General features: G+C 30.4%; 30 protein-coding genes and 1 rRNA gene. 1 reads left to right on the forward strand and 30 read right to left on the reverse strand.

The features are described 5' to 3' along the window. Positions 1 to 167: ribosomal RNA gene (locus tag I4U89_RS13065) — 16S ribosomal RNA — on the reverse strand; the annotation flags it as partial. A 1075-nt stretch (positions 168 to 1242) separates the two neighbouring features. Next, positions 1243 to 2394, reverse strand: coding sequence for a S41 family peptidase (locus tag I4U89_RS13070; RefSeq protein ID WP_195940784.1), 1152 nt, complete (start codon positions 2392 to 2394; stop codon positions 1243 to 1245). 155 nt (positions 2395 to 2549) lie between these two features. Here I4U89_RS13070 and I4U89_RS13075 point away from each other — a divergent pair, with 155 nt between their 5' ends. Continuing rightward, positions 2550 to 3125 (forward strand): 5-formyltetrahydrofolate cyclo-ligase, encoded by a 576-nt coding sequence (locus tag I4U89_RS13075; protein WP_195940785.1) that lies wholly within the window; start codon positions 2550 to 2552, stop codon positions 3123 to 3125. A gap of 62 nt (positions 3126 to 3187) precedes the next feature. On the opposite strand, the gene I4U89_RS13080 is transcribed toward I4U89_RS13075, so the two are convergent. From I4U89_RS13080 to I4U89_RS13215, 28 genes are all read right to left on the reverse strand, one after another. Beyond that, entirely contained in the window at positions 3188 to 5581 is a 2394-nt protein-coding gene (locus tag I4U89_RS13080) for a Lon protease family protein (RefSeq protein WP_195940786.1), read from the reverse strand. A gap of 239 nt (positions 5582 to 5820) precedes the next feature. Then, the gene (locus I4U89_RS13085) at positions 5821 to 6243 is read right to left on the reverse strand and encodes a hypothetical protein (RefSeq protein ID WP_195940787.1); all 423 of its coding nucleotides are present in this window, start codon (positions 6241 to 6243) and stop codon (positions 5821 to 5823) included. A 341-nt stretch (positions 6244 to 6584) separates the two neighbouring features. Continuing rightward, positions 6585 to 7520, reverse strand: a complete 936-nt coding sequence (locus I4U89_RS13090) for a transketolase family protein (RefSeq protein ID WP_195940788.1) — start codon at positions 7518 to 7520, stop codon at positions 6585 to 6587. Continuing rightward, positions 7513 to 8340, reverse strand: coding sequence for a transketolase (locus I4U89_RS13095; RefSeq protein ID WP_195940789.1), 828 nt, complete (start codon positions 8338 to 8340; stop codon positions 7513 to 7515). The genes I4U89_RS13090 and I4U89_RS13095 overlap by 8 nt, the downstream gene beginning before the upstream one ends. Positions 8341 to 8627: 287 nt before the next feature. Further along, positions 8628 to 8990: a type II toxin-antitoxin system PemK/MazF family toxin gene (locus tag I4U89_RS13100; protein ID WP_092921385.1), complete on the reverse strand. Its 363-nt coding sequence runs from the start codon at positions 8988 to 8990 to the stop codon at positions 8628 to 8630. Continuing rightward, positions 8980 to 9264 (reverse strand): ribbon-helix-helix protein, CopG family, encoded by a 285-nt coding sequence (locus I4U89_RS13105; protein ID WP_195940790.1) that lies wholly within the window; start codon positions 9262 to 9264, stop codon positions 8980 to 8982. Before I4U89_RS13105 ends, I4U89_RS13100 begins: the two co-directional genes overlap by 11 nt. Positions 9265 to 9294: 30 nt before the next feature. Continuing rightward, positions 9295 to 10452, reverse strand: a complete 1158-nt coding sequence (gene alr, locus I4U89_RS13110; RefSeq protein WP_195940791.1) for an alanine racemase — start codon at positions 10450 to 10452, stop codon at positions 9295 to 9297. Positions 10453 to 10467: 15 nt separating this feature from the next. After that, on the reverse strand, positions 10468 to 11058 hold the full coding sequence (gerS, locus tag I4U89_RS13115; protein ID WP_195940792.1) for a germination lipoprotein GerS: 591 nt from the start codon (positions 11056 to 11058) through the stop codon (positions 10468 to 10470). A gap of 21 nt (positions 11059 to 11079) precedes the next feature. Continuing rightward, positions 11080 to 11541 (reverse strand): CBS domain-containing protein, encoded by a 462-nt coding sequence (locus tag I4U89_RS13120; protein WP_195940793.1) that lies wholly within the window; start codon positions 11539 to 11541, stop codon positions 11080 to 11082. Positions 11542 to 11545: 4 nt separating this feature from the next. Further along, entirely contained in the window at positions 11546 to 11926 is a 381-nt protein-coding gene (gene acpS, locus I4U89_RS13125; RefSeq protein ID WP_092921394.1) for a holo-ACP synthase, read from the reverse strand. A gap of 193 nt (positions 11927 to 12119) precedes the next feature. Then, positions 12120 to 12380: an ATP synthase F1 subunit epsilon gene (atpC, locus tag I4U89_RS13130; RefSeq protein WP_092921396.1), complete on the reverse strand. Its 261-nt coding sequence runs from the start codon at positions 12378 to 12380 to the stop codon at positions 12120 to 12122. A 2-nt stretch (positions 12381 to 12382) separates the two neighbouring features. Beyond that, positions 12383 to 13777, reverse strand: coding sequence for a F0F1 ATP synthase subunit beta (atpD, locus tag I4U89_RS13135; protein WP_195940794.1), 1395 nt, complete (start codon positions 13775 to 13777; stop codon positions 12383 to 12385). A gap of 15 nt (positions 13778 to 13792) precedes the next feature. Then, positions 13793 to 14650, reverse strand: coding sequence for an ATP synthase F1 subunit gamma (gene atpG, locus I4U89_RS13140; protein WP_195940795.1), 858 nt, complete (start codon positions 14648 to 14650; stop codon positions 13793 to 13795). A 27-nt stretch (positions 14651 to 14677) separates the two neighbouring features. Continuing rightward, positions 14678 to 16180: a F0F1 ATP synthase subunit alpha gene (gene atpA / locus I4U89_RS13145; protein WP_195940796.1), complete on the reverse strand. Its 1503-nt coding sequence runs from the start codon at positions 16178 to 16180 to the stop codon at positions 14678 to 14680. A 15-nt stretch (positions 16181 to 16195) separates the two neighbouring features. Further along, on the reverse strand, positions 16196 to 16738 hold the full coding sequence (locus I4U89_RS13150; protein WP_092921400.1) for a F0F1 ATP synthase subunit delta: 543 nt from the start codon (positions 16736 to 16738) through the stop codon (positions 16196 to 16198). Beyond that, positions 16735 to 17235 (reverse strand): F0F1 ATP synthase subunit B, encoded by a 501-nt coding sequence (gene atpF, locus I4U89_RS13155; protein ID WP_092921401.1) that lies wholly within the window; start codon positions 17233 to 17235, stop codon positions 16735 to 16737. The genes I4U89_RS13150 and atpF overlap by 4 nt, the downstream gene beginning before the upstream one ends. Positions 17236 to 17332: 97 nt before the next feature. Next, positions 17333 to 17578, reverse strand: coding sequence for an ATP synthase F0 subunit C (gene atpE, locus I4U89_RS13160; protein ID WP_092921403.1), 246 nt, complete (start codon positions 17576 to 17578; stop codon positions 17333 to 17335). A 57-nt stretch (positions 17579 to 17635) separates the two neighbouring features. After that, a complete protein-coding gene (gene atpB, locus I4U89_RS13165) occupies positions 17636 to 18340 on the reverse strand; it encodes a F0F1 ATP synthase subunit A (RefSeq protein WP_092921405.1) in 705 nt (234 codons plus the stop codon). Between the two features lie 2 nt (positions 18341 to 18342). Next, complete coding sequence (locus tag I4U89_RS13170) at positions 18343 to 18732, reverse strand: ATP synthase subunit I (protein ID WP_092921407.1); 390 nt, start codon at positions 18730 to 18732, stop codon at positions 18343 to 18345. Positions 18733 to 18736: 4 nt separating this feature from the next. Continuing rightward, a complete protein-coding gene (locus I4U89_RS13175) occupies positions 18737 to 18964 on the reverse strand; it encodes an AtpZ/AtpI family protein (RefSeq protein ID WP_092921409.1) in 228 nt (75 codons plus the stop codon). Positions 18965 to 19507: 543 nt separating this feature from the next. Then, a complete protein-coding gene (upp, locus tag I4U89_RS13180) occupies positions 19508 to 20137 on the reverse strand; it encodes a uracil phosphoribosyltransferase (protein ID WP_092921411.1) in 630 nt (209 codons plus the stop codon). Between the two features lie 12 nt (positions 20138 to 20149). Next, positions 20150 to 20602 carry a ribose 5-phosphate isomerase B gene (rpiB, locus tag I4U89_RS13185; protein ID WP_195940797.1) on the reverse strand — a complete coding sequence of 151 codons (453 nt, stop codon included), beginning with the start codon at positions 20600 to 20602 and terminating at the stop codon, positions 20150 to 20152. 59 nt (positions 20603 to 20661) lie between these two features. Beyond that, positions 20662 to 21702: an L-threonylcarbamoyladenylate synthase gene (locus I4U89_RS13190; RefSeq protein WP_195940798.1), complete on the reverse strand. Its 1041-nt coding sequence runs from the start codon at positions 21700 to 21702 to the stop codon at positions 20662 to 20664. 28 nt (positions 21703 to 21730) lie between these two features. Then, positions 21731 to 22411 carry a ZIP family metal transporter gene (locus tag I4U89_RS13195; RefSeq protein ID WP_092921417.1) on the reverse strand — a complete coding sequence of 227 codons (681 nt, stop codon included), beginning with the start codon at positions 22409 to 22411 and terminating at the stop codon, positions 21731 to 21733. A gap of 118 nt (positions 22412 to 22529) precedes the next feature. Beyond that, positions 22530 to 23594, reverse strand: a complete 1065-nt coding sequence (gene prfA / locus I4U89_RS13200; protein WP_195940799.1) for a peptide chain release factor 1 — start codon at positions 23592 to 23594, stop codon at positions 22530 to 22532. Positions 23595 to 23638: 44 nt separating this feature from the next. Continuing rightward, positions 23639 to 24487 carry a peptide chain release factor N(5)-glutamine methyltransferase gene (gene prmC / locus I4U89_RS13205; protein WP_195940800.1) on the reverse strand — a complete coding sequence of 283 codons (849 nt, stop codon included), beginning with the start codon at positions 24485 to 24487 and terminating at the stop codon, positions 23639 to 23641. A gap of 10 nt (positions 24488 to 24497) precedes the next feature. Beyond that, the gene (locus tag I4U89_RS13210; protein WP_195940801.1) at positions 24498 to 25397 is read right to left on the reverse strand and encodes a DUF1385 domain-containing protein; all 900 of its coding nucleotides are present in this window, start codon (positions 25395 to 25397) and stop codon (positions 24498 to 24500) included. Positions 25398 to 25536: 139 nt separating this feature from the next. Next, on the reverse strand, positions 25537 to 26121 hold the full coding sequence (locus I4U89_RS13215) for a thymidine kinase (protein ID WP_195940802.1): 585 nt from the start codon (positions 26119 to 26121) through the stop codon (positions 25537 to 25539). Between the last annotated feature and the right edge of the window lie 38 nt (positions 26122 to 26159).

Below are 26159 nucleotides of genomic sequence, written 5' to 3' on the forward strand. Positions count from 1 at the left end.
TTATCCCGTATTAGCATACCTTTCGGTATGTTATCCGTGTGTACAGGGCAGGTTACCCACGCGTTACTCACCCGTCCGCCGCTCTTCACCGAAGTGAATCGCTCGACTTGCATGTGTTAGGCACGCCGCCAGCGTTCATCCTGAGCCAGGATCAAACTCTCAAATAAAAGTTGTTACCTGCTCAGACTATCATTATTTGAATATCTGGCTTGGTTGTATTCGATTCTTTAAAGAATCATTTTAGTTATATAAATTAACCTACTGTTTAATTTTCAAAGTTCATTTTAAGCGACTGTGTCGGCGCTACTCTTTTTACAACTTCTTCAGTTTACCAAAGTAATTTTACTTTGTCAACTTTTTTCTGTTGTTTTTCTTTTTTGTTTGCCCTTTGCTCAAGGACAAGTATAACTATACCATCTCAAATTTATTTCGTCAATGCTTTTTTTATTTTTTTCTAATTTAATTTATCTTTTCATTTAAATTACTTTATATACTAATGTTTACATATATATTATCCACGATGTTGAATATTAATTCTTAAATTTCATAAAATATTAAATAAATACAACTTTATATACTTGTATAAACTCTAAGAAAGGAGATGCTATATATAATTATAGCTAACAAATTTTATGTCTACTTTCAACAAAATCAAAGATTTATATGAGGATGGTTACAGATGTATTTACCATAATTGTACAGATAATAATTATACTATATATCTTAAGAATTTTGATTCTGAGGACTCCCAAACCATTGAGATATCAGATGAAAATGAATTCAATCAATTCCAAGGATATATCAATGATTTAAAGATGTCATAACTAATTTTATTTTTCATTTTAAATTTTAAAATTAGTTATTAAACTACAAAAATAGAGAGTTTTCACACTCTCTATTTTGTAGTAACTAGCTTCTTTATAAGGTTTAATAATTCCACTCTATCTACTTCCATTTGTTTTTTATGCGCTTTATATTCATTGAAGTTAACAACTTTCCCTCTGTTTTTCTTCATAATAACCACTTCCTATTTTAATTATAAACTTAATATATTAATTCTATATTTAATTAATATTCCCTTCTATATAATATACAAAATTTCTTAAATATATTCATATTTTATATTTTAATTCTTTATAATATGTTATATTTTTACATTATATTTTCTTATAAATTTTAATTATATTTTTCATTAAAAAACAGGCACTTTTTATATTTTATGCCTGTTTTTATTGGTATATTCTATTTTATTTCCTTTTTCATCCAATCAATAGCTGCATCTAATTGCTTTTCAGTATCTTTGACTTCTATAGTTGGTTTTATTCCTTTTTCATTTATATAATCTCCATTAGGAGTAAAATATTGAGCAGTGGTTAATTTAAAACCTGTACCATCTTTAAGCTCTCTTACACTTTGTACTAAACCTTTACCAAAAGTTGTAGTTCCTATTGAAATACCAGCTTTATTATCTATAATAGCTCCTGTTAATATTTCTGATGCTGATGCACTATTCTCATTAGTTAAAATAGCTATTGGCAATCCTAGCTTATCTTTATCTGATTTTAAGTATTCTGTATTTCCTTTATTGTCTTTAGTATAAACTATAGTTCCTTCTCCTATTAACTCATCGGCTATATCTTTACATATATTTAATAGTCCTCCACCATTATCCCTTACATCTAATATTAAACCCTTCATTCCTTCTGATTTCAATCTATCTAGTGCAGTCTTAAATTCTTTATATGTATTTTCACTAAAAGAAGTTATTCTTACATATCCTATCTTATCTTCTAGCATCTTACCCTCTACGCTTTTTGAAACAATTTCTTCTCTTTTAACTTTAACATCAAATTCCTTACCATCTCTTTTTAAAGTTAATTCTACAGTTGTACCCTCTTTACCTTTTATCATACTAATTGCTTCATCTGAATTTTTAGCAAAAACATTCTTTCCATCTACCTTTACTATCTTGTCTCCCGCTTCTACTCCACTTTTTTCTGCCGGAGAACCTTGTATAGGAGATACTACTGTTAAGTAGTCATCATCTGGAGAAGGACTTATTATTACACCTATACCAACAAAGGACCCACTTGTTTGTTCCTTAAGCCTTTTAAACTCCTCTTTTGTGTAGTACTGAGAGTATGGATCATCTAATCCCGAAAACATTCCTTTTATAGCCCCATTAACTAATTTATCATCTTTAGTTTTTTGATAGAAGTCTTCTTTTATAGCTCCTTCTAGCCCTATCATCTTATTGTACTTACTATATTTTTCATATAAATCTTTCGACACTACAACCTTATTACCCAATCCTATTTGCAAGGTAGAGGTAAATAAAGCCGTTACTATTACTAAAACTATTCCATACACGATAGCTCTTTTCTTTGATATCATTCTAGGCATCTCCTTTATCTAATCTAGTATATATTATATGACTAGCTATTCTTTTTATTACCATTTCTATTTTTGTTGCTTAGTTTTTAGCTTATGTACTAAAATTTATAATGGGTACATATCCATATTATATCATAGTAAAAGGGGTAGATTTTATGAAAAAGGAATTTAGAAAGAAAGTTATTTCTGATAGAAATAACCAAAGTTATGAATCTTTATGTAAAAACTCATCGATAATAACTCAAAAAGTATTAGCTTTAGATTGTATAAAAACAGCTAAAAATATTATGCTTTATCTTGATTTTAATAATGAAGTTAAAACAGATGAACTTATAATTAAGCTTCTTTCTTTAGGTAAAACTGTCTCATCTCCTATAACGATTAAAGAAGAAAAAAAATTAATACCATCTCAAATAATTGATTTAAAAGATGGAGTAAAAATCGGTGCTTACGGAATAAGAGAACCAAAGCCTGAGTGCTCCCCAGAAGTAGAGGTTAAAGATATAGATGTAGTAATAGTTCCAGCTGTCGCTTATGATAAAGATTGCTATAGACTCGGATATGGCGGTGGCTTTTATGATAGATTTATAGAAAGGTTAAGAGAAGATGCTATCACAGTAGGAATTGCTTTTGATTTACAAATTTTTGATTCTGTTCCTAAGGAAGATCATGATGCTCAACTTGACTATATAATTACAGAAAGCCAAATACTTACACCTAATAGATTTTAAATAAAATTAATTTAAAAAAATACTAAGGGTTAAAACATTAATGTTTTAACCCTTAGTATTTTTTATTCCTTTTTATCATCTCCATCTTTTTTATCTATTTGTCTTAAACTCTCAAGCTTATCTTTAACTATATTATCTATTTCATCTATAGTCTTACCTGTAAGTATCTCTAAACCTTCTTCTATACTGCTTATTGCATATATACTAAAAGTTCCAGCTTTTACAGCTTCCACTATCTCATCTTTTAGTATTAAATTCTTAACATTTTGTATCGGAATCATAACACCTTGTTTTTGAGAGAAGCCTTTTAGCTTACATACATCAAAGAACCCTTCAATCTTTTGATTCACTCCACCTATAGGTTGTATCTCTCCTTTTTGACTAACAGAACCTGTTACTGCAATACTTTGTTTTATAGGTATATTAGCTATACTAGATATTATAGCGTATAATTCAGTACTAGATGCACTATCTCCATCTACACCACTATAGTTTTGTTCAAAAGTTATTGATGTAGTTATAGATAATGGTCTCTCTTTTCCATACCTTTCTCCTAAATATCCACTTAATATTAAAACTCCTTTATCATGAATACTTCCACTTTGCTTTATTTCTCTTTCAATATTTATTACACCTTGTCTTCCCCTATAAGTAGATGCTGTTATTTTTGACGGCTTCCCAAATGAATATTCACCTGTTCCCATGACAGCTAATCCATTAATTTGACCTATTTTCTCTCCTTCTATATCAATTAACAGAGTTTTGTCTTCAAACATCTCATTTAATTTTTCTTCATATTTATTATTTCTATATACTTTTTGCTCTATTGCATTTTGAACATCTTTTGCAGTGACATATAACTCACTATCGTCACTTATAGCCTCTGACTCATATACTAAATCTATTATATTACTAACTCTTGCTGTTAATTTATCCTTACTGTCACTTAACTTAATACTATATTCTATTACCTTTTCAACTGCATCCTTTTTGAAATGTTTTAATTTTTCATTGTTACAAGTATTAGCTATTAGCTCAATTGTCTTATATATATTTTCATCATTTTTATCTATTTCTATATCAAAGTCAGCCATTACTTTAAACAGATTTCTAAAATCTTCTTCATATGAGTATAAAAGTCCATAATAACGACTATCTCCTATTAATATGACTTTCACATCTAAATCTATTGGTTCTGGCTTTAATGTAGATGTTACTAAATATCCATATTGTTTATTAAGAGATTCTATTGATATCTTCCCTGTTTTTAAACTTCTCTTTAGGCAATCCCAAGAAAAAGGATTTGATAATAAATCTTTTACATTTATGATTAAGTATCCTCCATTTGCCTTATGTAAGGCTCCTGGCTTTATTTCCGTAAAACTGGTTGTTAAAGCTCCTATCTCATTTTTATACTCTATACACCCTATCAAATTATAGTATGTAGGATTACTTTCTATTATTATCTTACAATCTTCACACTCACTATTATCTATAAATAAATTTACTTTGTATTTATTAAAAAACTTATCATCATTTTTATGGCCCATCATATTAAATAATGCCATAGGATTTTGTTGATTATCTTCACTTTTATCCTTAAATTTATCTATATTATTAACTATATCATTACATAAATCATTTATATATCTTTGTGTTTTTTCTTCTTTTCCATACTTATCTAGTAAGTATTTACCGTAAAATCCAACTAAACTTCTTCCTACATTCTTATCTAAATCAATAGTTTTATTTTTATAATCATCTTCACAATTTTTTATCTTATCTATATAATCCTTGCTATCTTGATTTAGCTTAAGCCCCTCTTCTCTTAATTTATTGATTTCTGTAGGAGTTAATTTACCTAGTTCTTGTTCTTGCATTAACGTTCCATCTTCTTTTATTGGAATACTAACAAGTCCCCTTTCTGTAACTTCAAACTTAAATCCTCTAGGCTTGGCAAATTCATTTAACTCTGATATTATTACTTGAATATTATTTTCAAGTTCACTCATAAGTATTCTACTATGATATTCATATTCTTTTGAATTAAATAATTTAGGTATGTCACTCTTTAATTTTTGAATTATTTCTTCTATATCTTCTTTAAATATTTTTCCTACACCTGCTTTGAAAGATAAAGCTGTAGGTTCATTAAAGTTTTTGAAGTTATTTACATATACCCAATCTCTATTATCATTTTTTTTATTATTGCTAGCATACTTTTTTATAAGTTCACTAGTGTAATTAACCCTTCCTAAACCACTTGTACCTGAAACATATATGTTATATCCACTTTTTTTCATCTTAAGTCCAAATTCAATTGCCTTTACCGCTCTATCTTGACCTATTATTTCCCTTTTAGAATCTATCTCTTCTGTAGTACTAAATGATAGATTCTCTATCAATGAACTGGGCTTTAAGTCTTCTATTCTAACTTTATATTTATCTATATTCAACAATCATTCACCTCTTCATATTATGTTAAATTTTATTTTTCCCCGCTTATTGATAAATAATTAGTTAATACGCAATAATAATAATTTTTTTAATGAATACTTCTAATTTAATTATTTTATTTAAAATTAAAAAATATATTTTAGGTATAAAAAGTCACCTTAAAGTATTTTAAGGTGACTTTTATTAGTTTATGTACGTGTTTATTTTTCTAAATTTTATTAATATAATGTGTAATATGTTATTCCTCAGTTGCATTTAATTCAATATTATCAGGAAGGTCAGTTAAATTAGTTTCTACAACTATGTACGGATATGATTTTTCTTTTTCTTTATATGAAATTTTTACTTTCATTAAATTTTTATCATCCTCTTGAACCATTTCTATTTTATTCATCTCTATTCCCTTTTCATTATCTTTACCTCTAGTTACAATAACATATATCTTTTCGTTTAACTTTACAGCCAAAGCTCTTTCTTCATCTGTATATTTGTCCATCATGTCCAGTATCTTTTCTGGTATAGATTCTCTTTGTACTATAGTGTAATCTACTGGCTTTGATTTTTCCATGAACATATTTGGGATTACTATAAAACCACCTATTACTAGTATTAATAGAAGTACTCCATATATAACTCCCTTTACATTAAATTTTATATTCATTTATTTCACCCCCATATATTTTAATATATGAAATTTATACGAGCCTTAGAATATTATTTATTAGTATACTTCAAAAAGTCTCATAAAAATTCGCTTGCTCAATTTACGTATTGGCAAATATATTCATACCTCCAAAAGCCATATTTATTACTAAAATACAACATTTTAAAGTTTATTGAATTATTTAAGATACAAAACTAATTGGATTTTACCTTCTATTTTATAAGGAATGTTATTATATGATATGTATTTAGTGAAATATAACAAGAATATAAAATCTTTTATAGTAGATAAATTTGATAATATAAAAAGGATATAGCATATGCTATATCCTTTTTGTATTATTTCTTAGCTATCGCTTCCTTAGCAGCTTTAACTATATCATCAGATGTTAATCCGTATTTTTTTACTAATTCAGCAGGTGTACCTGATTCTCCGAAAGTATCATTTATACCTACTTTTTTAACTACAACTGGACATTCTTCAGTAACAACTTCACTTACTGCTGAACCTAGTCCACCTAATATACTATGCTCTTCAGCTGTTACTATTGCACCAGTTTCTTTAGCAGCAGTTATTATTAATTCTTTATCTATAGGTTTTATAGTAGACATGTTTATAACTCTAGCATTTATGCCTTCTGATTTTAAAACTTCTGATGCTATTATAGCTTCATTAACCATTATTCCACAAGCTATTATAGTTAAGTCATTACCCTCTCTAACTATTGTACCTTTTCCTATTTCAAATTTATAATTTTCATCAAATATTGTAGGAACTGCACTTCTTCCTAAACGAACATACATAGGCCCGTAAACTTTAGCTGCTTCAAATATCATTTGTTCTGCTTCTACACCGTCAGCTGGAACCATAACTGTCATATTAGGTATACTTCTCATTATAGCTATATCTTCTACACTTTGATGTGTTGCTCCATCTTCTCCTACTGTTATACCAGCATGAGTAGCACAAACCTTTACGTTTAACTTTGGATAACAAGCAGAGTTTCTTATAACTTCGAAAGCTCTTCCTGTAGCAAACATAGCAAAGCTACTTGCAAAAGGTATTTTACCAGCTGCAGCAAATCCACAAGCTGCACCTATTAGGTTTTGTTCAGCTATACCCATATTAAAGAATCTATCCGGGAATGTCTTGTAAAAATCATTTGTCTTAGTTGATTTTGATAAATCTGCATCTAATACTACAACATTATCATTTACTTGTCCTAATTTAACTAATGCTTTTCCATATGCTTCTCTAGTTGCTATCTTACTCATTATCTGCACCCCCTAATTCTTCTAAGGCTTTTTCTAAGTCACTATCACTTGGAGCTGTTCCATGCCATCCAGCTTCATTTTCCATAAAAGATACACCTTTACCTTTTATAGTCTTTGCAATTATCATTGTTGGCTTTCCTACTGTTTCTTTAGCCATATCTAAAGCTGCAAAAATTTGATCGAAATCATGTCCATCTATTTCTATTACATTCCATCCGAAAGCTTTAAACTTATCTACTATAGGACCTATGTTCATAACTTTCTCTACTGCTCCATCTATTTGAAGACCATTGTAATCTAAGAATGCTACCATATTATCAAGTTTATAGTGGGCTGCACTCATAGCAGCTTCCCAAACTATTCCTTCTTGAACCTCTCCATCCCCAAGTATAGTATACACTCTCCATGGTGCATTATCTAATTTAGATGCCATAGCCATACCACAAGCTGCTGAAAAACCTTGTCCTAATGAACCAGTTGACATATCAACTCCAGGTATTCCCTTCATATCAGGATGCCCTTGTAGCATACTATTTATTTTTCTCAGCTTCATTAATTCTTCTCTAGCAAAGTAACCCTTTTGAGCTAAAGTTGCATAAAGTACTGGTGCTGCATGCCCTTTAGATAAAACAAATCTATCTCTATCTTCCATCTTGCTATTATTAGGATCTATATTCATTTCATTAAAGTAAAGAGCTGTTAATATTTCTACAGCTGATAATGATCCTCCTGGATGTCCAGATTTAGATTCATGTATCATAGAGACTATATCTTTTCTGATAATACGTGCAATCTCATTTAATCCCTTATGGTCTCTCATGTAATTACCTCCCTGTTTTTTATAAAGTAAATATTACTTATGTAATATATTTTTGTAATCTCATATTATTATATCACTTTTATAGATTTTTTTTACTTTATTTTTTTAATTTGGATATATTACGTATACTTTTTATGCATTTTGATATATTTTTTAGATAATTATAATTATTATATATCAAATTTTATATGAAAAACTATTTATAGTACACTTTTTTAATTATTTAATATATAACATTTCATTTTTAGCAAAAAAAATTATTGATATTAAAAATAATACCAATAATTTTATAACGCAAATAGTCCTAGACTTATCTGAAGACTACTGTCAACTTTTACCATCATATTATCATCTAGACAACCAATTTTTTCTCTTAACCTTTTTTTGTCTATAGTCCGTATCTGTTCTAAGAGAATAACAGAATCTTTATTAAGCCCATATTCGTTCGCACTAATTTCTATATGTGTTGGTAATTTCGCCTTGTTAATCTGTGATGTTATAGCAGCTATTATTACCGTTGGACTATATTTATTTCCTATATCATTCTGTATAATTAAAACAGGACGAACTCCACCTTGTTCCGATCCGACAACAGGGCTTAAATCAGCGTAGTACAAATCTCCTCGCTTTATGTCTAGGTTAATACTCACCCTGGGCTATCTTCCCTTCCATACAATCCTCAGAAGATACTTCATCTGTCATACCTAGTTCAGCCAGCGATAGATTAATTTGCCCCATTTCTTTATAACCTTTGATCATAGACTCTTTTATGTCTATTTTTCTCTTTTGAGTTATATAAAATTGAAAGGCAGCCTTTGCAAAATCTTCTCTATTACTATTCTCCATCTCAACGATATGGTCTACCTCAGAAACGAGGGAATCCGGTAAAGTAAATACTATCTTTTCCTTACTTTTTTTGTGCACAAAATCGCCTCCCGGGGTATACTATCATTATTATTTTATCAAATAACTATCTGATTGTAAAATTGCATTTCTTTCCATATAGATTCTATCTACTCTTCTTGATACCATACATAAAACTTCATAGTTTATAGTCTCTAGGCTTTTTGCTACATCTTCTGCTGTCAATTTCTCTTCCCCAAATATTATAACCTCATCGCCAATTTTTATGTCTATATTCTTGTTAATTTTGACCATACACTGATCCATACATATTCTACCTATAACATCAAATATACTTCCTTTAATCATCACCTTAGGATTTTTTTGTATTCTAGAAAATCCATCTGCATATCCTATAGGTATAGTTGCGATTTTTTCTGTTTTATCACTTCTATACTTTAATCCATAACTTATCCCAGTACCTTTATCCACATCTTTTATATGAGCTACTCTCGTTTTTAAAGTCATTGCAGGCTTTAATTGAATAATTTCTCTATCTACTTCTTCTGATGGATAATGACCGTATAATATTATTCCACATCTTACCATATTAAGATTCAACTCTGGTATATCTATAATTGCAGCACTATTTGATACATGTTTTATAGGTATGTTTATATCTACAGCTTCTAACCCTTCAACCATATATTTAAATCTTTGTACTTGAAGTTTAGTGAATTCCTTACTTTTTTCATCTGCTGTAGCAAAGTGTGTAAAGATACCTTCAATATCTACAAACTCTAAATCATTTATCGATTTTATATCATTTATTGATTGGGAGTTAGATATAAATCCTATCCTTGACATACCTGTATCAATTTTAATATGGATTTTAGCATGTTTACCTATATTCTTGGCGATATCATTAAGTTTTTGAGCCATTTCTACTGAGTAAATAGTAATAGTTATATTATTGTTTATAGCAGTTGCTAATGCTTCTTTAGGAATATATCCTAGACAAAGTATAGGAAGCATTATTTTGTTTTGTCTTAATTCTATCCCTTCTTCTAATCTAGCTACTGCTATATAATCAACATTTTCTTTCTCTAATAATTTTGCAATCGGTACTGAACCGTGCCCATAGGCATTAGCCTTTAGCACACCACAAATTTTTGTATTTTCCTTTAAGGATTTTTTTATATTATCAAGGTTAAATTTGATATTGTCTAGATTTATCTCTGCCCATGTTGGCGCTGTTATTTTGTTCATTTCTTTAGTTCCCCCTTACTTTTCATATTGAAAGTCTTGGTAAGTAATAGTGAATCTAATCATTCCTTTAGAATCTATTATTTCCATTTTTTCTGGTTGTTTAGTCTTAATATTAATATACAATATTTGTTTATTAAAATATTCATCTTCACCTGGTATGTACGTTTCTAAGGCAAGACTACCATCAGATAATTTTATATCAACTTCTTCACTTTGCAGGTAATTTTTTATAAAATCCCCAATAAACATATTTTGATCATTTTCACCTACATTAGGTAGTTCAATTTCATCTTTTATTCCGGGGTTTTTTACTATTATTTTATCTGATTTGTATTCAATAGTTTTACCTTTTAAATGTTCTGGTGATACTAACTCTAATTTATAATTATCTGGCTTATTATAATTATGAATAAATACGTAATTATGTGAACTCTTATTGCCAACTACTTCTACTTCAGCCCTACATGTGTATGAATCAATTTCAGCTATTACCTTTTGAAATTCTTCATAGGCCTCTTCTTTAGTTAATTGCCTTTTTTGGCAACCTACAATAATAACTAGCATACTTATCATAAGCACTGCTAGTAGCGTTAGCTTACTTCTCACAAAATCCTCCTATATTAATTCTTATTCATTATACATAGCTCTGATTATATCGTATCTACATATAATTCCTTTTAATTTATGTTCTTTATCTACTACTGGAACTCTATTTACCGATTTCTTTATCATAATGTTAGCTACATCATCAAAGTTATCTTCTTCATTTACAGTTACTATATCAGTTGACATTAAGTCCTTTACTTTGTATGCTGCTACTTCTTTAAATTCTTCTTCCATTTTTTTGTAATCATCTAAAAATATTAACCCTTGGAAAAAGTTAATTATATGAGGAGCTTCTACATGCTGTTCTTTCTTCATTATATCTGTCTCAGAAATAATACCTACTACCTTATTATCTTCATCTACTACAGGTACCCCTCCTATTCTTTCTTTAATTAGTAACTTTGCAACATTAACTATACTTTCTTCTCTATTTACTACTATTACATCTGTTGTCATTATGTCCTTAGCTATTTTATTGTTCATAATATCACTCCTTAATTATAGTTATAGCATTAGCTACCGCATATTCTTTACAATGAGATATAGATACTTTTATTTCTAAAACATTATAGTCTATGCATATCTTCTCTAAATTATTATAGGTTTTAACTATAGGCTTTCCTATTTCATTCCTTAATATTTCTATATCTTTAAAATTAAAATTTCTTATCCCTGTCCCTAAAGACTTGCTTATAGCTTCTTTTGCTGAAAAATTCCCTGCTATACTTTCAACTCTAAAATTATTAGATTTAAAATACTCTATTTCATTTTCCGTAAATATTTTTTCTAAAAATCTATTATTTTTATTTATAGCTTCTTTTATTCTTCCTATCTCCACTATATCTATACCAATATCTAATATATTCATAGATGCCTCCGGTTCCTATTATAGTATTATTTTATTGCGTATATATAAATATATTCAACTCAACATTATAAAATCCTGTCATATGCCTATTATAATACTACAGTAGAATTATTTTTAATAGATTTATTAGAATTTTCTATTAGTACTGATGTTTTTCAAAATAAAAAGACTAGAGTTTAACTCTAGTCTTTTTTTATAACCACTCTGCAGATTCAGTTAAAATAACAGCTTGTTCTTTTTCAACTTGCATGAATCCCCCAGATATTTTTGCTTCTTTAAATTTACCTTCTTTTTTTAGACGTAGAGTTCCATCAGATAATCCTGCAACTAAAGGTCTATGGTTTTTTAATATACCTCTGTCTCCTTCAGTAGTTCTAACTATTATCATCTCTGTTTTATCTTCATAGAAGATTTTATCAGGAGTAACAATTTTAACCGCAAATTCGCTTGCCATTATTATCTACTCTCCTTCGCTTTTGCAACTGCCTCTTCTATACTTCCTACGAATAAGAATGCTGATTCTGGTAAGTTATCATGCTTACCTTCTAATATTTCTTTGAAACTTCTTACAGTTTCTTTAACAGGTACATACTTACCTTCAAATCCTGTGAATTGCTCAGCAACTGTGAAAGGTTGAGATAAGAATCTCTCTATCTTTCTAGCTCTTTGTACTGTTATCTTATCTTCATCAGATAATTCATCCATACCAAGTATAGCTATTATATCTTGAAGTTCTTTATACTTTTGAAGTATAGATTGAACAGCTACTGCAACTTCATAATGTTCTTTTCCAACTACAGCTGGATCAAGTACTCTAGATGTAGACTCTAATGGGTCAACAGCTGGGAATATACCTAGAGACGCCTTTTGTCTAGATAAAACTGTTTTAGCATCTAAGTGTGTGAATGTTGTAGCTGGTGCTGGGTCAGTTAAGTCATCGGCAGGTACGTATACAGCCTGAACTGATGTTATAGACCCTTTATTTGTAGATGTTATTCTCTCTTGTAATTTACCCATCTCAGTAGCTAGTGTTGGTTGGTATCCAACTGCTGATGGAGTACGTCCAAGTAATGCTGAAACCTCAGATCCTGCTTGAGTGAAACGGAATATATTATCTACGAATAATAAAACGTCTTGTCCTTCTTGATCTCTGAAGTGCTCAGCCATTGTAAGACCAGTTAAAGCAACTCTCATTCTTGCTCCAGGTGGCTCGTTCATTTGTCCGAATACTAGAGCAGTCTTGTTTATAACTCCAGATTCGCTCATCTCACCGTAAAGGTCATTACCTTCTCTTGTTCTTTCCCCAACACCTGCGAATACTGATATACCACCGTGTTGAGTAGCTATGTTGTTTATAAGCTCTTGTATAAGAACTGTCTTACCAACTCCGGCTCCACCGAATAGACCGATTTTACCACCTTTTAAGTATGGTGCTAGTAAGTCAACAACTTTTATTCCTGTTTCTAGTATTTCAACACCTGGCTTTAATTCGTCAAATGCTGGAGCTTCTCTATGTATAGGACTCTTAGGAGCATTTTTTGGTGCTTCCTTACCATCAACTGGTTCACCTAATACATTGAATATTCTTCCTAAAGTTTCGTCTCCTACAGGTACACTTATTGCAGCTCCTGTATCAACAACTTCCATACCTCTTACAAGTCCATCAGTAGAACTCATCGATATACATCTAACTGTGTCATCACCAACATGTTGTGCAACTTCTATAACTATTTTTTTATCTCCGTGCTTTATCTCTAATGCATTTAATAGATTAGGTAAGCTTTTTTCATCATCGAACTTTACGTCAACAACTGGACCGATAACCTGAACTATTTTACCTACATTTGCCATGTCCTAACCTCCTTATTATTGAGCTGAAGAAGCTCCCGCAACTATCTCAGATATTTCCTGAGTAACTGCCGCTTGTCTTGCTCTATTGTATTGTAACTCTAAATTAGATATCATTTCATTAGCATTGTCTGTAGCTGATTCCATAGCAGTTCTTCTTGCTGCTTGTTCTGAAGCATAAGCTTCAGCTATACCTCCATATATTCTTCCTGAAACATACTTAGGTACTATAAAACCAAGTACAGCATCTGGAGAAGGTAAATATTGAACAGAAGCTCTACTATTCTTCTCTTCTTTATCTTTATCTACTGCTATTGGTAACAATCTAGTTACTCTTGGCTCTTGACTTAATGCTGAGACAAATTCTGTATATATTAACTTAACTTCATCTATATCTCCGTTTTGATAAGAATCCATTATAGTATTAGATATTTCGATTATATCTTCATACTTAACATCTTCAACAGAATCTATTGATCCGACTAAATCAAAAGATCTCTTGCTAACAAATTCTTTTGCTTTTTTTCCTATAGCTACAACCTTAACATTATTAGAACCTTGAGTTTCTGCAACTAATGCTTTAAATACATTCGAGTTGTATCCTCCTGCAAGTCCTCTATCTCCTGCTATAACTATATAACATTTATTTTTAACTTCTCTTTCTTTGAGAAATTCACTTTTAACTCCACTCGTATTCTTAGCTATATTTTGAACAGCTTCTTGTAAAGTATTAAAATATGGCTTAGAACTTTCTGCTCTTTCCTTAGCTTTTCTAAACTTTGAAGAAGCAACTAATTCCATAGCTTTAGTTATTTGCTTAGTATTTTCAACACTGGCAATACGAGTTTTAATTTCTTTCATTCCAGCTCCTGCCAATTGGGTTACCTCCTTTTTTAAAAAGGATTACGCTTCTATAACAAATTTCTTCTTGAAATCGTTTATAGCGTTTGTTAATTCTTGAGTGAAATCTCCATTCGCAAGAATTTTTTCTCCTATTTGTGGATAATTAGCATCTATGAATTCAATTAATTCTGCTTCAAATCTCTTTACATTGTTTACAGGTATATCTGCTAATAAGTCGTTTACAACTGCAAATATAGCTATTACTTGGTCTTTAACGTCCATAGGTTGATGTTCACCTTGTTTTAGAACCTCAACTATTCTTTCCCCTTGAGCAAGTCTCTTCTTAGTATCTTCATCTAAATCAGATCCAAATTGAGAGAATGCTGCAAGTTCTTTATATTGAGAGTAAAGAAGTTTTAATGGTCCTGCAACTTTTTTCATTGATTTTATTTGAGCAGATCCACCAACTCTTGATACTGATATACCAGGGTCAACTGCCGGTCTTATTCCTGAGTAGAATAATTCTGGTACAAGGTATATTTGTCCATCTGTTATTGATATAACGTTAGTTGGTATATAAGCAGAAACGTCTCCACCTTGAGTTTCTATTATAGGTAATGCAGTTATAGATCCTGCACCTAACTCATCAGATAATTTAGCTGCTCTTTCAAGTAATCTTGAGTGTAAGTAGAATACATCCCCAGGATAAGCTTCACGTCCTGGTGGTCTCTTAAGTAATAATGACATTTCTCTGTATGCAACTGCATGCTTAGTTAAGTCATCGTATACTATTAATACATGTTTTCCGTTGAACATGAATTCTTCACCCATAGCAACTCCTGCATATGGTGCTAAGAATTGAAGTGGTGCAGATTCAGATGCTGTAGCAGATACTACTATTGTATAGTCCATAGCTCCGCCTTTTTCTAATGTATTAACAACTTGTGCAACTGTTGAACGCTTTTGTCCTATTGCAACGTATATACATATAACATCTTTACCTTTTTGGTTAAGTATTGTATCTATACATATAGATGTTTTACCTGTTTGTCTGTCACCTATTACAAGCTCTCTTTGTCCTTTACCTATTGGTATCATGGCATCGATAGCTTTTATTCCTGTTTGTAGAGGCTCATGAACTGACTTTCTAGCCATTATTCCTGTAGCTTCTGATTCAACTGGTCTAAATTTATTAGTGTTTATAGGTCCTTTTCCATCAACTGGTTGCCCTAGTGAGTTTACAACTCTACCTATCATAGCATCACCAACTGGAACTTGAACTATATTACCAGTTCTCTTAACGATATCTCCTTCTTTTATTCCAGAGTCGTTACCTAATATAACTGCCCCAACCATGTCTTCTTCAAGGTTAAGAGCCATTCCGTATACTTCTCCTGGGAACTCTAATAATTCACCAGCCATAGCTTTCTCTAGCCCGTAAACACTAGCTATACCGTCCCCAACTTTTAAAACACTACCTGTATCTGTTAATTCAACTTTATTCTCATAATTTTTTATTTGCTCTTTAATTATAGAACTTATTTCTTCAGGTCTTAAGTTCATGGGTTCACCACCATTCTAAGATATTACTTGAGATAGTATATTTTTCATTCCTGCTAAACGAGTTTTAACAGTTCCGTCTATCTCTTCGTTTCCAAGTCTAACTAGAACTCCTCCTAGTATAGATTCATCAACGTTGTTTTCTAAAGTAACATTTTTGTTGTATTTTTTTGAAAGTTTTAACTCAAGTTCTTTAATTTCTTCTTGAGACATAGGTACTGCAGTTATTGCAGTTCCTTCTAAAACATTGTTCTTTTCATTTAATAATGCTTTAAATGAGTTTTGTACAGCTTCTATAGCTGAAACTCTATCTTTATCTATTATTAATTTTAAGAAATTGCTTAAATTTTCACTCAACTGATTTTGAAAAACTTTATCTAATAAGTCTTTCTTTTCTCCTTTTCCTACAAGAGGAGATTTTAAAACATTATAAAAATCTTCGTTAGATTTTAATATGTTCACAACTGCCACTAATTCTTCGTTTAAGCTAGCAGTTGTGTTAGTTTCTTCTCCTACTTGAAATAAGGCTTCAGCATATCTACTCGCGACTACATTCATCATTTAGCTTCGCCTACCTCTTTTATAAAGTTATCTATTAAATCCTTGTGCTTAGATTTATCTATATCTTTCTCAATAACTTTAGATGCTGCTAATAATGCTATATCAGATATATCGTTTTTGATTTCATTCATAGCTTTTTGTCTTTCTTGTTCTATATCTTTATTAGCTTTTTCTCTTATATTTTGTGCTTCATTTTTAGCATTAGCTATCATTTCAGATTCTTTTTGCTCTGCTCTTAATGTAGCTTGTTTTATTATTTCTTGACCTTCATTTTTAGCTGAGATTATCTTTTCTTCATATTCTTTCTTTAAAGATAAACCTTCTGTCTTAGCAACTTCTCCTTGTGCTAAGTTTTCTCTGATGTCTTTTTCTCTAGCTTCGATTATTCCTAATACCGGTTTGAATAAAAGTTTCTTTAATATTACAAATACTAGGAATGTATTTATAAGCTGGAATATTAATTCATATGATATGCCTATAAGTGGCTTAAATTCCATATGTTATCCTCCTTCCTACTAATCACAATTCGTAAGTAGGAGATGGCTCTCCCCATCTCCTATTTACAAAATTTCTTAATATTCATTCATAATTTCCTTACATTAATGGATTAGCAAATAGAAGGATTATTGCTATAACTAGTCCGTATATTGCTGAAGACTCTGCTACTGCTGCTCCAAGTAACATTGTTTTTATTATATCACCTTGTGCTTCTGGTTGGTTTCCAACTGCTTCTGCACCTTTACCTGCTGCGAATCCTTGTCCTATTCCTGCTCCTATACCTGTTGCAACTGCGATACCTGCTCCTATAGCTGAAGCTGCTGCTATTATAGCTGTTTCCATAATTACTTCCTCCTTAGAAATTCTAATTTTTTAAAATTTTGACTATTTAATATTTTTTTATTCTGTTGCTGCACTTCCTACGAATACCATCGTTAACATTATGAATATAAATGACTGTAATAATCCAGCAAATATATCAAAATATAAGTGCAGTGGTACTGGTATTATTAACTGACCAAAAGGTATTGTAACACCTGGGATTAATGTTGATAGATATCCCAAGAAGTCATATAGTAAAGCCATTATAACGGCTCCACCAAGTATATTACCAAATGGACGGAAACTTAGTGAAACTGGTTTCGCTAATTCTCCTATTAAGTTAAGTGGTAATAACAGTGGGTTTGGTTCTAATAATCCTTTGAAGTATCCTGGACCATTAAATTTAACACCTGCATAATAAATCATAACGAATGTTATTAATGACCATGCTAATGTAGTATCTAAATCTGTTGTAGGTGATCTAAATCCTAATAATCCTATTAAGTTAGAAACCGCAAAGAATAAAAATAAACTTCCTATGTACGGAACCACATTTGGCATTCTTTTTACAGTTTCCTTACCCATAGTATCTTCTACTAATTTAGCAAGCCCACCTATAGCAAATTCTAAGAATATTTGCAATTTACTTGTTGGAACTTTCTTTAGGTTTCTTGTCATTAAGTAAGAAGCTAAAGCAAGCCCTGCAAGTATTAACCAACTTGTTACTACGGTTTCACTTAATTTAAAGTTACCGAAAAATATAACCCATTTTGCTTGGCTCATACTTACGCCTCCTTTCTTTTGAGTTTGTCTATTAAGAATGTTTTTGTTAATATAACAAACTTAGGACTTAATAACCCTATTGCAACCCCTAATACATGTATGTATGGGGCTTTTACAGAGACAAATAGCACTACTCCTGTCACAGTCATCCTCAGCAAATATTGACCAGCTGAGTATATTTGAGCCTTAGAAACAGGCATAGTTACCGATTTTTCTATTGTTATAGCTAACAATCTAAAATTAAGTACAGCTATTATTGTACCAAATATCAACCCTAAAAGCATTTCTTTGCTAAATGTTGAAGTTATCAACAATAATATAATAGCTATAAGATCGTAAACTATAACTCCCTTTGTTACGTAGTTTATTTCATCTTGTAGTTTTGTATGCATATAATCACTTCCTTTTTGTGTATACTATTAAAGTTTTATAAACTCCCATAAATGCTCCACCAACTCCTAATAATAAAAATACTATCATAAATATTGGTTCTGTATTGAATTTGGAATCAAAAAACTTTCCTAAAAAGGTACACCCAAATATAGGAATTAATATCATCAATCCTACTTGACTTATCAAAGAAAGCATCTTAGCTATTTCCATGTATATCTTGTGTTTACTCATACATTAGATACCTCTCTATGAATAGTTTCTTATATATTCATTAATTTTACTTATGTACATGATTTATGAGACCCACTTAGAGCCCTTTATATAAAAAACCATATACCCTATATTACCACTTTTTCAGCAATTTTTAAACATTTTTTTATTAAATTTGATTTTTTTTGAATTCATTTGAAGTTTTGTGAAAGCACCAATTTAAGCCATTATAGGTATATAACTTGAATAAAATGTTTTCATAAATATATTATTCAAACTAAACAATTTCTATCCTATTAAAATAATATTTAATATATTTTTATAATATTATAATTGTTTTTGTATATTATTCTACCTATTCACTCATTTATGCATGTTTCAAGATTAATAATTAAATATTCTGATTCTCAATAATAATTTAAACTTACTAACATAATTTATAAAATTTTTCATTCAAAAGTTAACATTGTTATTTTTTATTTTTCTTTTAATAGATATCCTTTTCCTTACTCGTTATTAAAAAGGCATCTATAAATTTTATAGATACCTTTCCATGTTGTCTTATTACTTTGTACCGTATAATCTATCTCCTGCATCTCCTAAACCTGGAACTATATAACCATGCTCATTTAATTTTTCATCTACTGATGCAACATATATATCTACATCTGGATGATATTTTTGAACTTCTGCTATACCTTCTGGAGCAGCAACTAAGTTAACTAATCTTATAAACTTAGCTCCTCTTGCTTTAAGTACATCTATAGCTGCAACTGCAGACCCACCTGTAGCAAGCATTGGATCTACAACTATCATTTCTCTTTCTTCTATATCTTGTGGTAATTTACAGTAGTATTCTACTGGTTGTAATGTTTCTGGATCTCTGTATAAACCTACATGCCCAACCTTTGCAGCTGGTGTTAAACTTATAAGTCCATCTACCATTCCTAAACCTGCTCTTAGTATTGGTACTATTCCTAACTTTTTACCTGCTATAACCTTAGATGCAGTTTTTACTACTGGTGTTTCTATCTCCACCTCTTCTAATTGTAAGTCTCTTGTTATTTCATATCCCATTAACATACTTATTTCTGTTAAAAGTTGTCTGAAATCCTTTGACCCAGTGTTTTTATCTCTCATTAATGTTAACTTGTGTTGTATTAATGGATGATCTGTTACTATTACTTTACCCATTATGACTACCTCCTATTTGCTGTGTTTTTTTTCTATTTCTTTTATCATATCAACTCTTTTTGAGTGTCTACCGCCTTCAAATTCTGTATTTATCCACGCATCTACTATTTCTAAAGCTAATCCTCTTCCTAAAACTCTCTCACCTAAAGATAACATGTTTGCATCATTATGAGCTTTAGACATCTTAGCTGAGAAAACATCAGATACTACAGCACATCTAATTCCTTTAACTTTATTAGCTGCTAAAGATATACCTATTCCTGTTCCACAGCAAATTATTCCATAATCAATCTCTTTATTTACTACTGAATTGGCAACTGTCTCCCCATATATAGGATAGTCCACTGATTCTAAGTTATTATTTGGTCCAAAATCTACACACTCTATGCCTTTAGCTTCTAAGTGCTTTTTTATTTCTTCCTTAAGTTTATATCCTCCATGATCACTACCTAGTCCTATTTTCATCTGCCTAGTCCTCCAATTTATATTATTATAATATATTTTAACCTACTTTTGCCATAATTTTATACTTTTATTACTTTATATCCTGCCGATTTAAGTAGTCTATTCATTATAGCTTGACCTACACCAGTCATTTCAAAGGCTTCAGAATAAACTATATCTACATTTCTTTTGTCCATTTCTCTTAGTACATCAAATAAATTGCTTCCTACTTCTTCTAAAGTATTCCCCAAGGAAATAACTTCTCCTTCATATACTTCTTTATTTTTTTCTACACACATCACTCCAGATTTAATACCATTTTCGGAGTTTTCACGTATAATTTGATTTATTTTGTTCATAACATCTTTATCGCTTCCTGACACTATATATACATCTGCATCAGGAGAATAATGTGTGTACTTCATACCAGGTGCCTTTGCTTTTTTGTTATCTTCTTTTTTTAATAGAGAAGGGTCAACCAAAACTTCTCCTAAAACTTCTTCTAAATTTTCTTTTGTTATACTTCCAGGTCTAAGTATCATAGGTACCTCACCTGTAAGATCTAACACTGTAGACTCTAGTCCAAAATCACAATTTCCACCTAAAACAATACCACTAACTCTTCCATCCATTTCTTCTTTTACATGGTTCCCTTTAGTTGGAGATGGTCTACCTGATATATTAGCAGATGGTGCTGCAATAGGTAACCCTGATTGTTTTATAAGTTCTCTTGCTATTTTGTGAGATGGCATCCTTATAGCTACAGTATCTAATCCTCCACTAGTCGTGTTAGGAACTATATCTTTTTTATTTAGTATTATAGTTATTGGTCCTGGCCAAAACTTATCCATAACTATTTCAGCTTTATCACTTATATCTTTAGCCAAATCTCTAACTTCTTCTCTATCATATATATGTACTATAAGTGGATTATCGCTAGGTCTACCTTTAGCTTCATATATTTTCTTTACAGCATTTTCATCTAGAGCATTTGCTCCTAGACCATATACTGTTTCAGTCGGGAATATTACAGTCTTTCCTTCTTTTAATAATTCTGCTTGTTTTTTTAATTCTTCTACATTTATGTTATTAACATCTATTTTGCTTATTATTGTTTTCATTTTTTGTATGCCTACTTTCATTTTTAGCTTAAATACACTTTACAATTATTGTACCTACTAAAAAACCAATTATACAATGTAATGTTGTTGACTTTGGAAATATTTCTTCTAAAACTACATATATCATAGTTCCTGCAGCTAAAGAAAGAAAAATACCCATTAAAGAATTAAATACTATCCCAAAACAACCACCTAAAAAACTACCCACACCCATAGGAACTCCTGCTAACAGTGTAAATCCAATTACTTTTGGAATTTTTATTTTAGACCCTACTAAGCTAAGAGCCATAGCTAATCCTTCTGGAATATTGTGAATTCCAATTATTATTGCTAAAGTTATACCAAAGGATTCCTCCGATATAAAAGACGATCCAATCGCTAACCCCTCCGGTAGATTGTGAAGTAATATACTAATAAAAACAAGGTATCCAGATTTTAAGTCACTAGGTATATCGAGTTTATTTTTTATATACATGGTGATAAGTACACCAATTAATACAAATAAGGAAGTATAAGCTATTCCCATTTCCTCCATTGACTCATTCATCAAATCGAAAACTACTACAGCTAACATTATACCCCCAGATATCCCCATAAAAAAACTAAGATATTTGTCCACATTTTTCTTGAAAACTGCGGATATAACACCTCCCATACCAGTTCCTATTACACCTGCTAAAAGTCCTATTAATGTTATTTTAAGTATCATATGCTCCTCCTTTAAATTTAATATATTAATGTATACTTAAAGAAGGAACATATTTATTCATGTTATATAAAAATCCCTAAATTAATAGGGATTAATAGAAAGATTAGATTTAATCAAATTATATTGATGCCATTTTTTCAGTTTGATCTACAGTTATTAAAGCATCTATCATTTCATCTATATCTCCATCTAAGAATGAATCTAACTTATATAATGTTAAGTTTATTCTATGATCACTTACTCTTCCTTGAGGGAAGTTGTAAGTTCTTATTCTTTCAGATCTGTCTCCAGTACCAACCTGACTCTTTCTTTCTGCTGCTATATCTTTATTTTGTTCAGCTATAGCTTTATCATTAAGTCTTGCTACTAGTATTTTTAATGCTTGCTCTTTATTTTTTAACTGTGATTTACCATCTTGACAAGATACTACCTCTCCTGTAGGTATATGAGTTATTCTTACCGCAGAGTCAGTAGTATTAACACTTTGACCACCATTTCCTGAAGAACGGAAAACATCTATTCTTAAGTCATTTGGGTTTATATTTACTTCTACTGTTTCAACTTCTGGTAAAACTGCAACTGTTGCAGTAGATGTATGAATTCTTCCTCCTGATTCAGTAGATGGTATTCTTTGAACTCTATGAACTCCTGACTCATATTTAAGTCTTGAGTAAGCTCCCTTACCTTTTATTAAGAATGATACCTCTTTATATCCACCAACACCAGTATCACTTGCACTTAATAATTCCATTTTCCATCTTCTTCTTTCAGCGTATCTTGAATACATTCTGAATAGGTCCCCTGCGAATAGAGCTGCTTCATCTCCACCAGCTCCTCCTCTTATCTCAACGATTACGTTCTTTTCATCGTTAGGGTCCTTTGGTAATAATAATATCTTTAATTCCGCTTCTAGAGGTTCTACTTGCTCTTCTAACTCAGATAATTCCATCTTAGCTAATTCTCTTAACTCTTCATCTGATTCTTCTTGTAGTATTTCCTTTGAATCAGCTATGCTAGTTAAAACATTTTTATATTCTCTATACTTCATTACTATCGGCTCTAAGTCAGCATGTTCTTTCATATACTTTTGCCAAGTTTTTTGATCATTTATTATTTCCGGATCACTTATTTTTTCTGTTAAATCTTTGTATTTATCTTCTAATACATCTAATTTTTTTAGCATCCTTTTTCACCTCGTTTATTGTAACATATCAATTTTTCATTATATCATAGTTTATAGCCTATAACAACTCTATCAATACCTTGTATATCCTTCTTTGTATATATATTTGTGTATCCATTAGCTTCCATAATTTGCTTTACATCTTCTGCTTGATCATGCCCAACCTCATATGCCAATATTCCATTTTCTTTAATATATCTTACTGATTGCTTTGTTATATTTCTATAAAAATCAAGTCCATCTTCTCCACCTTCTAAGGCATTGTATGGCTCATAATCTTTAACTTGCGTATGAAGTGTTTCTATGTCTCTTTTAGGTATATATGGTGGATTTGAAACTATAACATCAAATTTAGTTTCTGTATTTTCAATGGCTGAAAATAAATCTGATTTCTTAAATACAATCTTATCATCTACACCATTGTTTATTGCATTTATTTTTCCCACTTCTAAAGGTATATCCGATATATCTAAGGATATAACTCTAGATTTTTCTATATACTTAGCTAGACTTACAGTTATAGCTCCTGAACCTGTTCCTATATCTACTATATTAACTTCTTTATCTTTACAAAGTTCAATAATTTCTTCCACTAAAGGTTCTGTATCAGGTCTAGGTATTAAAACACCTTCTTTTACAAAGAAATCAAGTCCCATAAATTCTCTATTACCTACTATATAAGCTATTGGTCTTCCATTTATTCTCTCTGATATTAAATTTAAAAACATTTCATATTGTTCTTTATTTAATTCTTTATTTAAATTTAAATGGATATAAATTCTATCCACATCTCCAAGTACTTTTTGTAAAATAATTTCCGTGTCTAACCTTGGAGTGTCACTTATTTCTTTTAGTTCCTCCATATACTTTATAAGTATGTCTCTTATTGTCATATTATCACCTTTATTTTTCTTCTATTACAGCTTTTAATGCTGTTAGTGCTACTTCTAATTGCTCATCATCAGGTTCTTTAGTTGTAAAGTTTTGTAAAAACATCCCTGGATATGCGACAATTTTAGTAAGACTATTATTATATTTCCCAAGAAATCTTATTATTTCATAAGATATTCCAGCAACTACAGGAATACATATTATTCTCATAACTACTCTTAATATAGGATTAGGCCATCCAAAGAAAGAGAATAATATAATAGACGTAAACATAACTATAAATAAAAAATTAGTACCACACCTTGGGTGTAATCTAGTAAATTTCCTAGCATTTTCTACGGTAAGCTCTTCTCCACTTTCATAGCAGTATATAGATTTATGCTCAGCACCATGATATTGAAATACCCTTTCTATATCTTTACTCTTAGATATGCATACTATGTATATAAATAAAATAGCTATTCTAGCAAAACCTTCTATTAGATTTAATACGAAATCGCTTTGTATATATTTTGAAAATAAACCTCCTACTACAGTAGGAATTAGCACAAATAATCCTATTGATAAAATAATAGATATTATCATAGTCAAACCTATCATCACATCATTGGCTTTATCTTTAAATATACTCTTGAAAAATCTATCAAAGGCGTCCTCTTCTTCTTCATCTATAAAAAATTCTGATGAAAAGTTTAGACTTTTAATACCTTCTACCATTGTCTCGATTAATACAAATGAACCTCTTAAAAATGGTATCTTATCTATATTCTTGTCTTTTATCCAACTTTTTACTTTATTTTTCTTTACAACAATCTCCCCATTGCTTTTCCTCACTGCAACGGCTCTCTTTTCTTTGGACTGCATCATAACCCCTTCGATTACAGCCTGACCACCTACAGATTGCTTCTTCATTAATTCACCTCTTTATTTTATACTTTACTTATTACTTTATTATAATATAAGAGTATGCATTAAAATAGACTTTTTATATTATAAAAGGGAGTATCCTCTAGTGATTGACATCATTTTAAGAAACTCCCTTTATTTTCAATTATTTTTTATCTTTATAAACCACATGACATTTTCTGCATCTAGCTTCATAGCTTTCAACAGCCCCTACTTGTATTATAGGATCATCATATCTTGCAGGTTCTCCATTTATTAATCTTTGAGATCTATTAGCTGGTTGTCCACATACTGAACATATAGCTTGTATCTTATCAACAAATTCTGCAACAGCTAATAACTTTGGTGTTGGACCAAAAGGCTCTCCTTTAAAGTCCATATCAAGACCAGCAGCAATAACTCTTATACCTTTATCAGCTAAATTCATAGCTATTTCAACTATTTCTTCATCAAAGAATTGAACTTCATCAATTCCTACCACCTGAGTCTTATTATCTATATGATTATATATCTCTCTTGCACTACTTATAGGTATTGCATTTATACTGTCTCCATTATGTGAAACAACATCCTCTTTACTATATCTATTATCTATTTGAGGCTTAAATACTACTACATTTTGTTTTGCTATTTTAGCTCTTCTCAATCTTCTTATAAGCTCTTCACTTTTACCACTGTACATAGGTCCTATGACAACCTCTATATACCCGTGATTTACAGGTCTATACATATTTCGTACCCCCTATGATTGTTAGATTACATTAAAAT

It is taken from the genome of Romboutsia sp. 1001713B170131_170501_G6 (assembly GCF_015668195.1).
Lineage (GTDB): Bacteria > Bacillota > Clostridia > Peptostreptococcales > Peptostreptococcaceae > Romboutsia_C.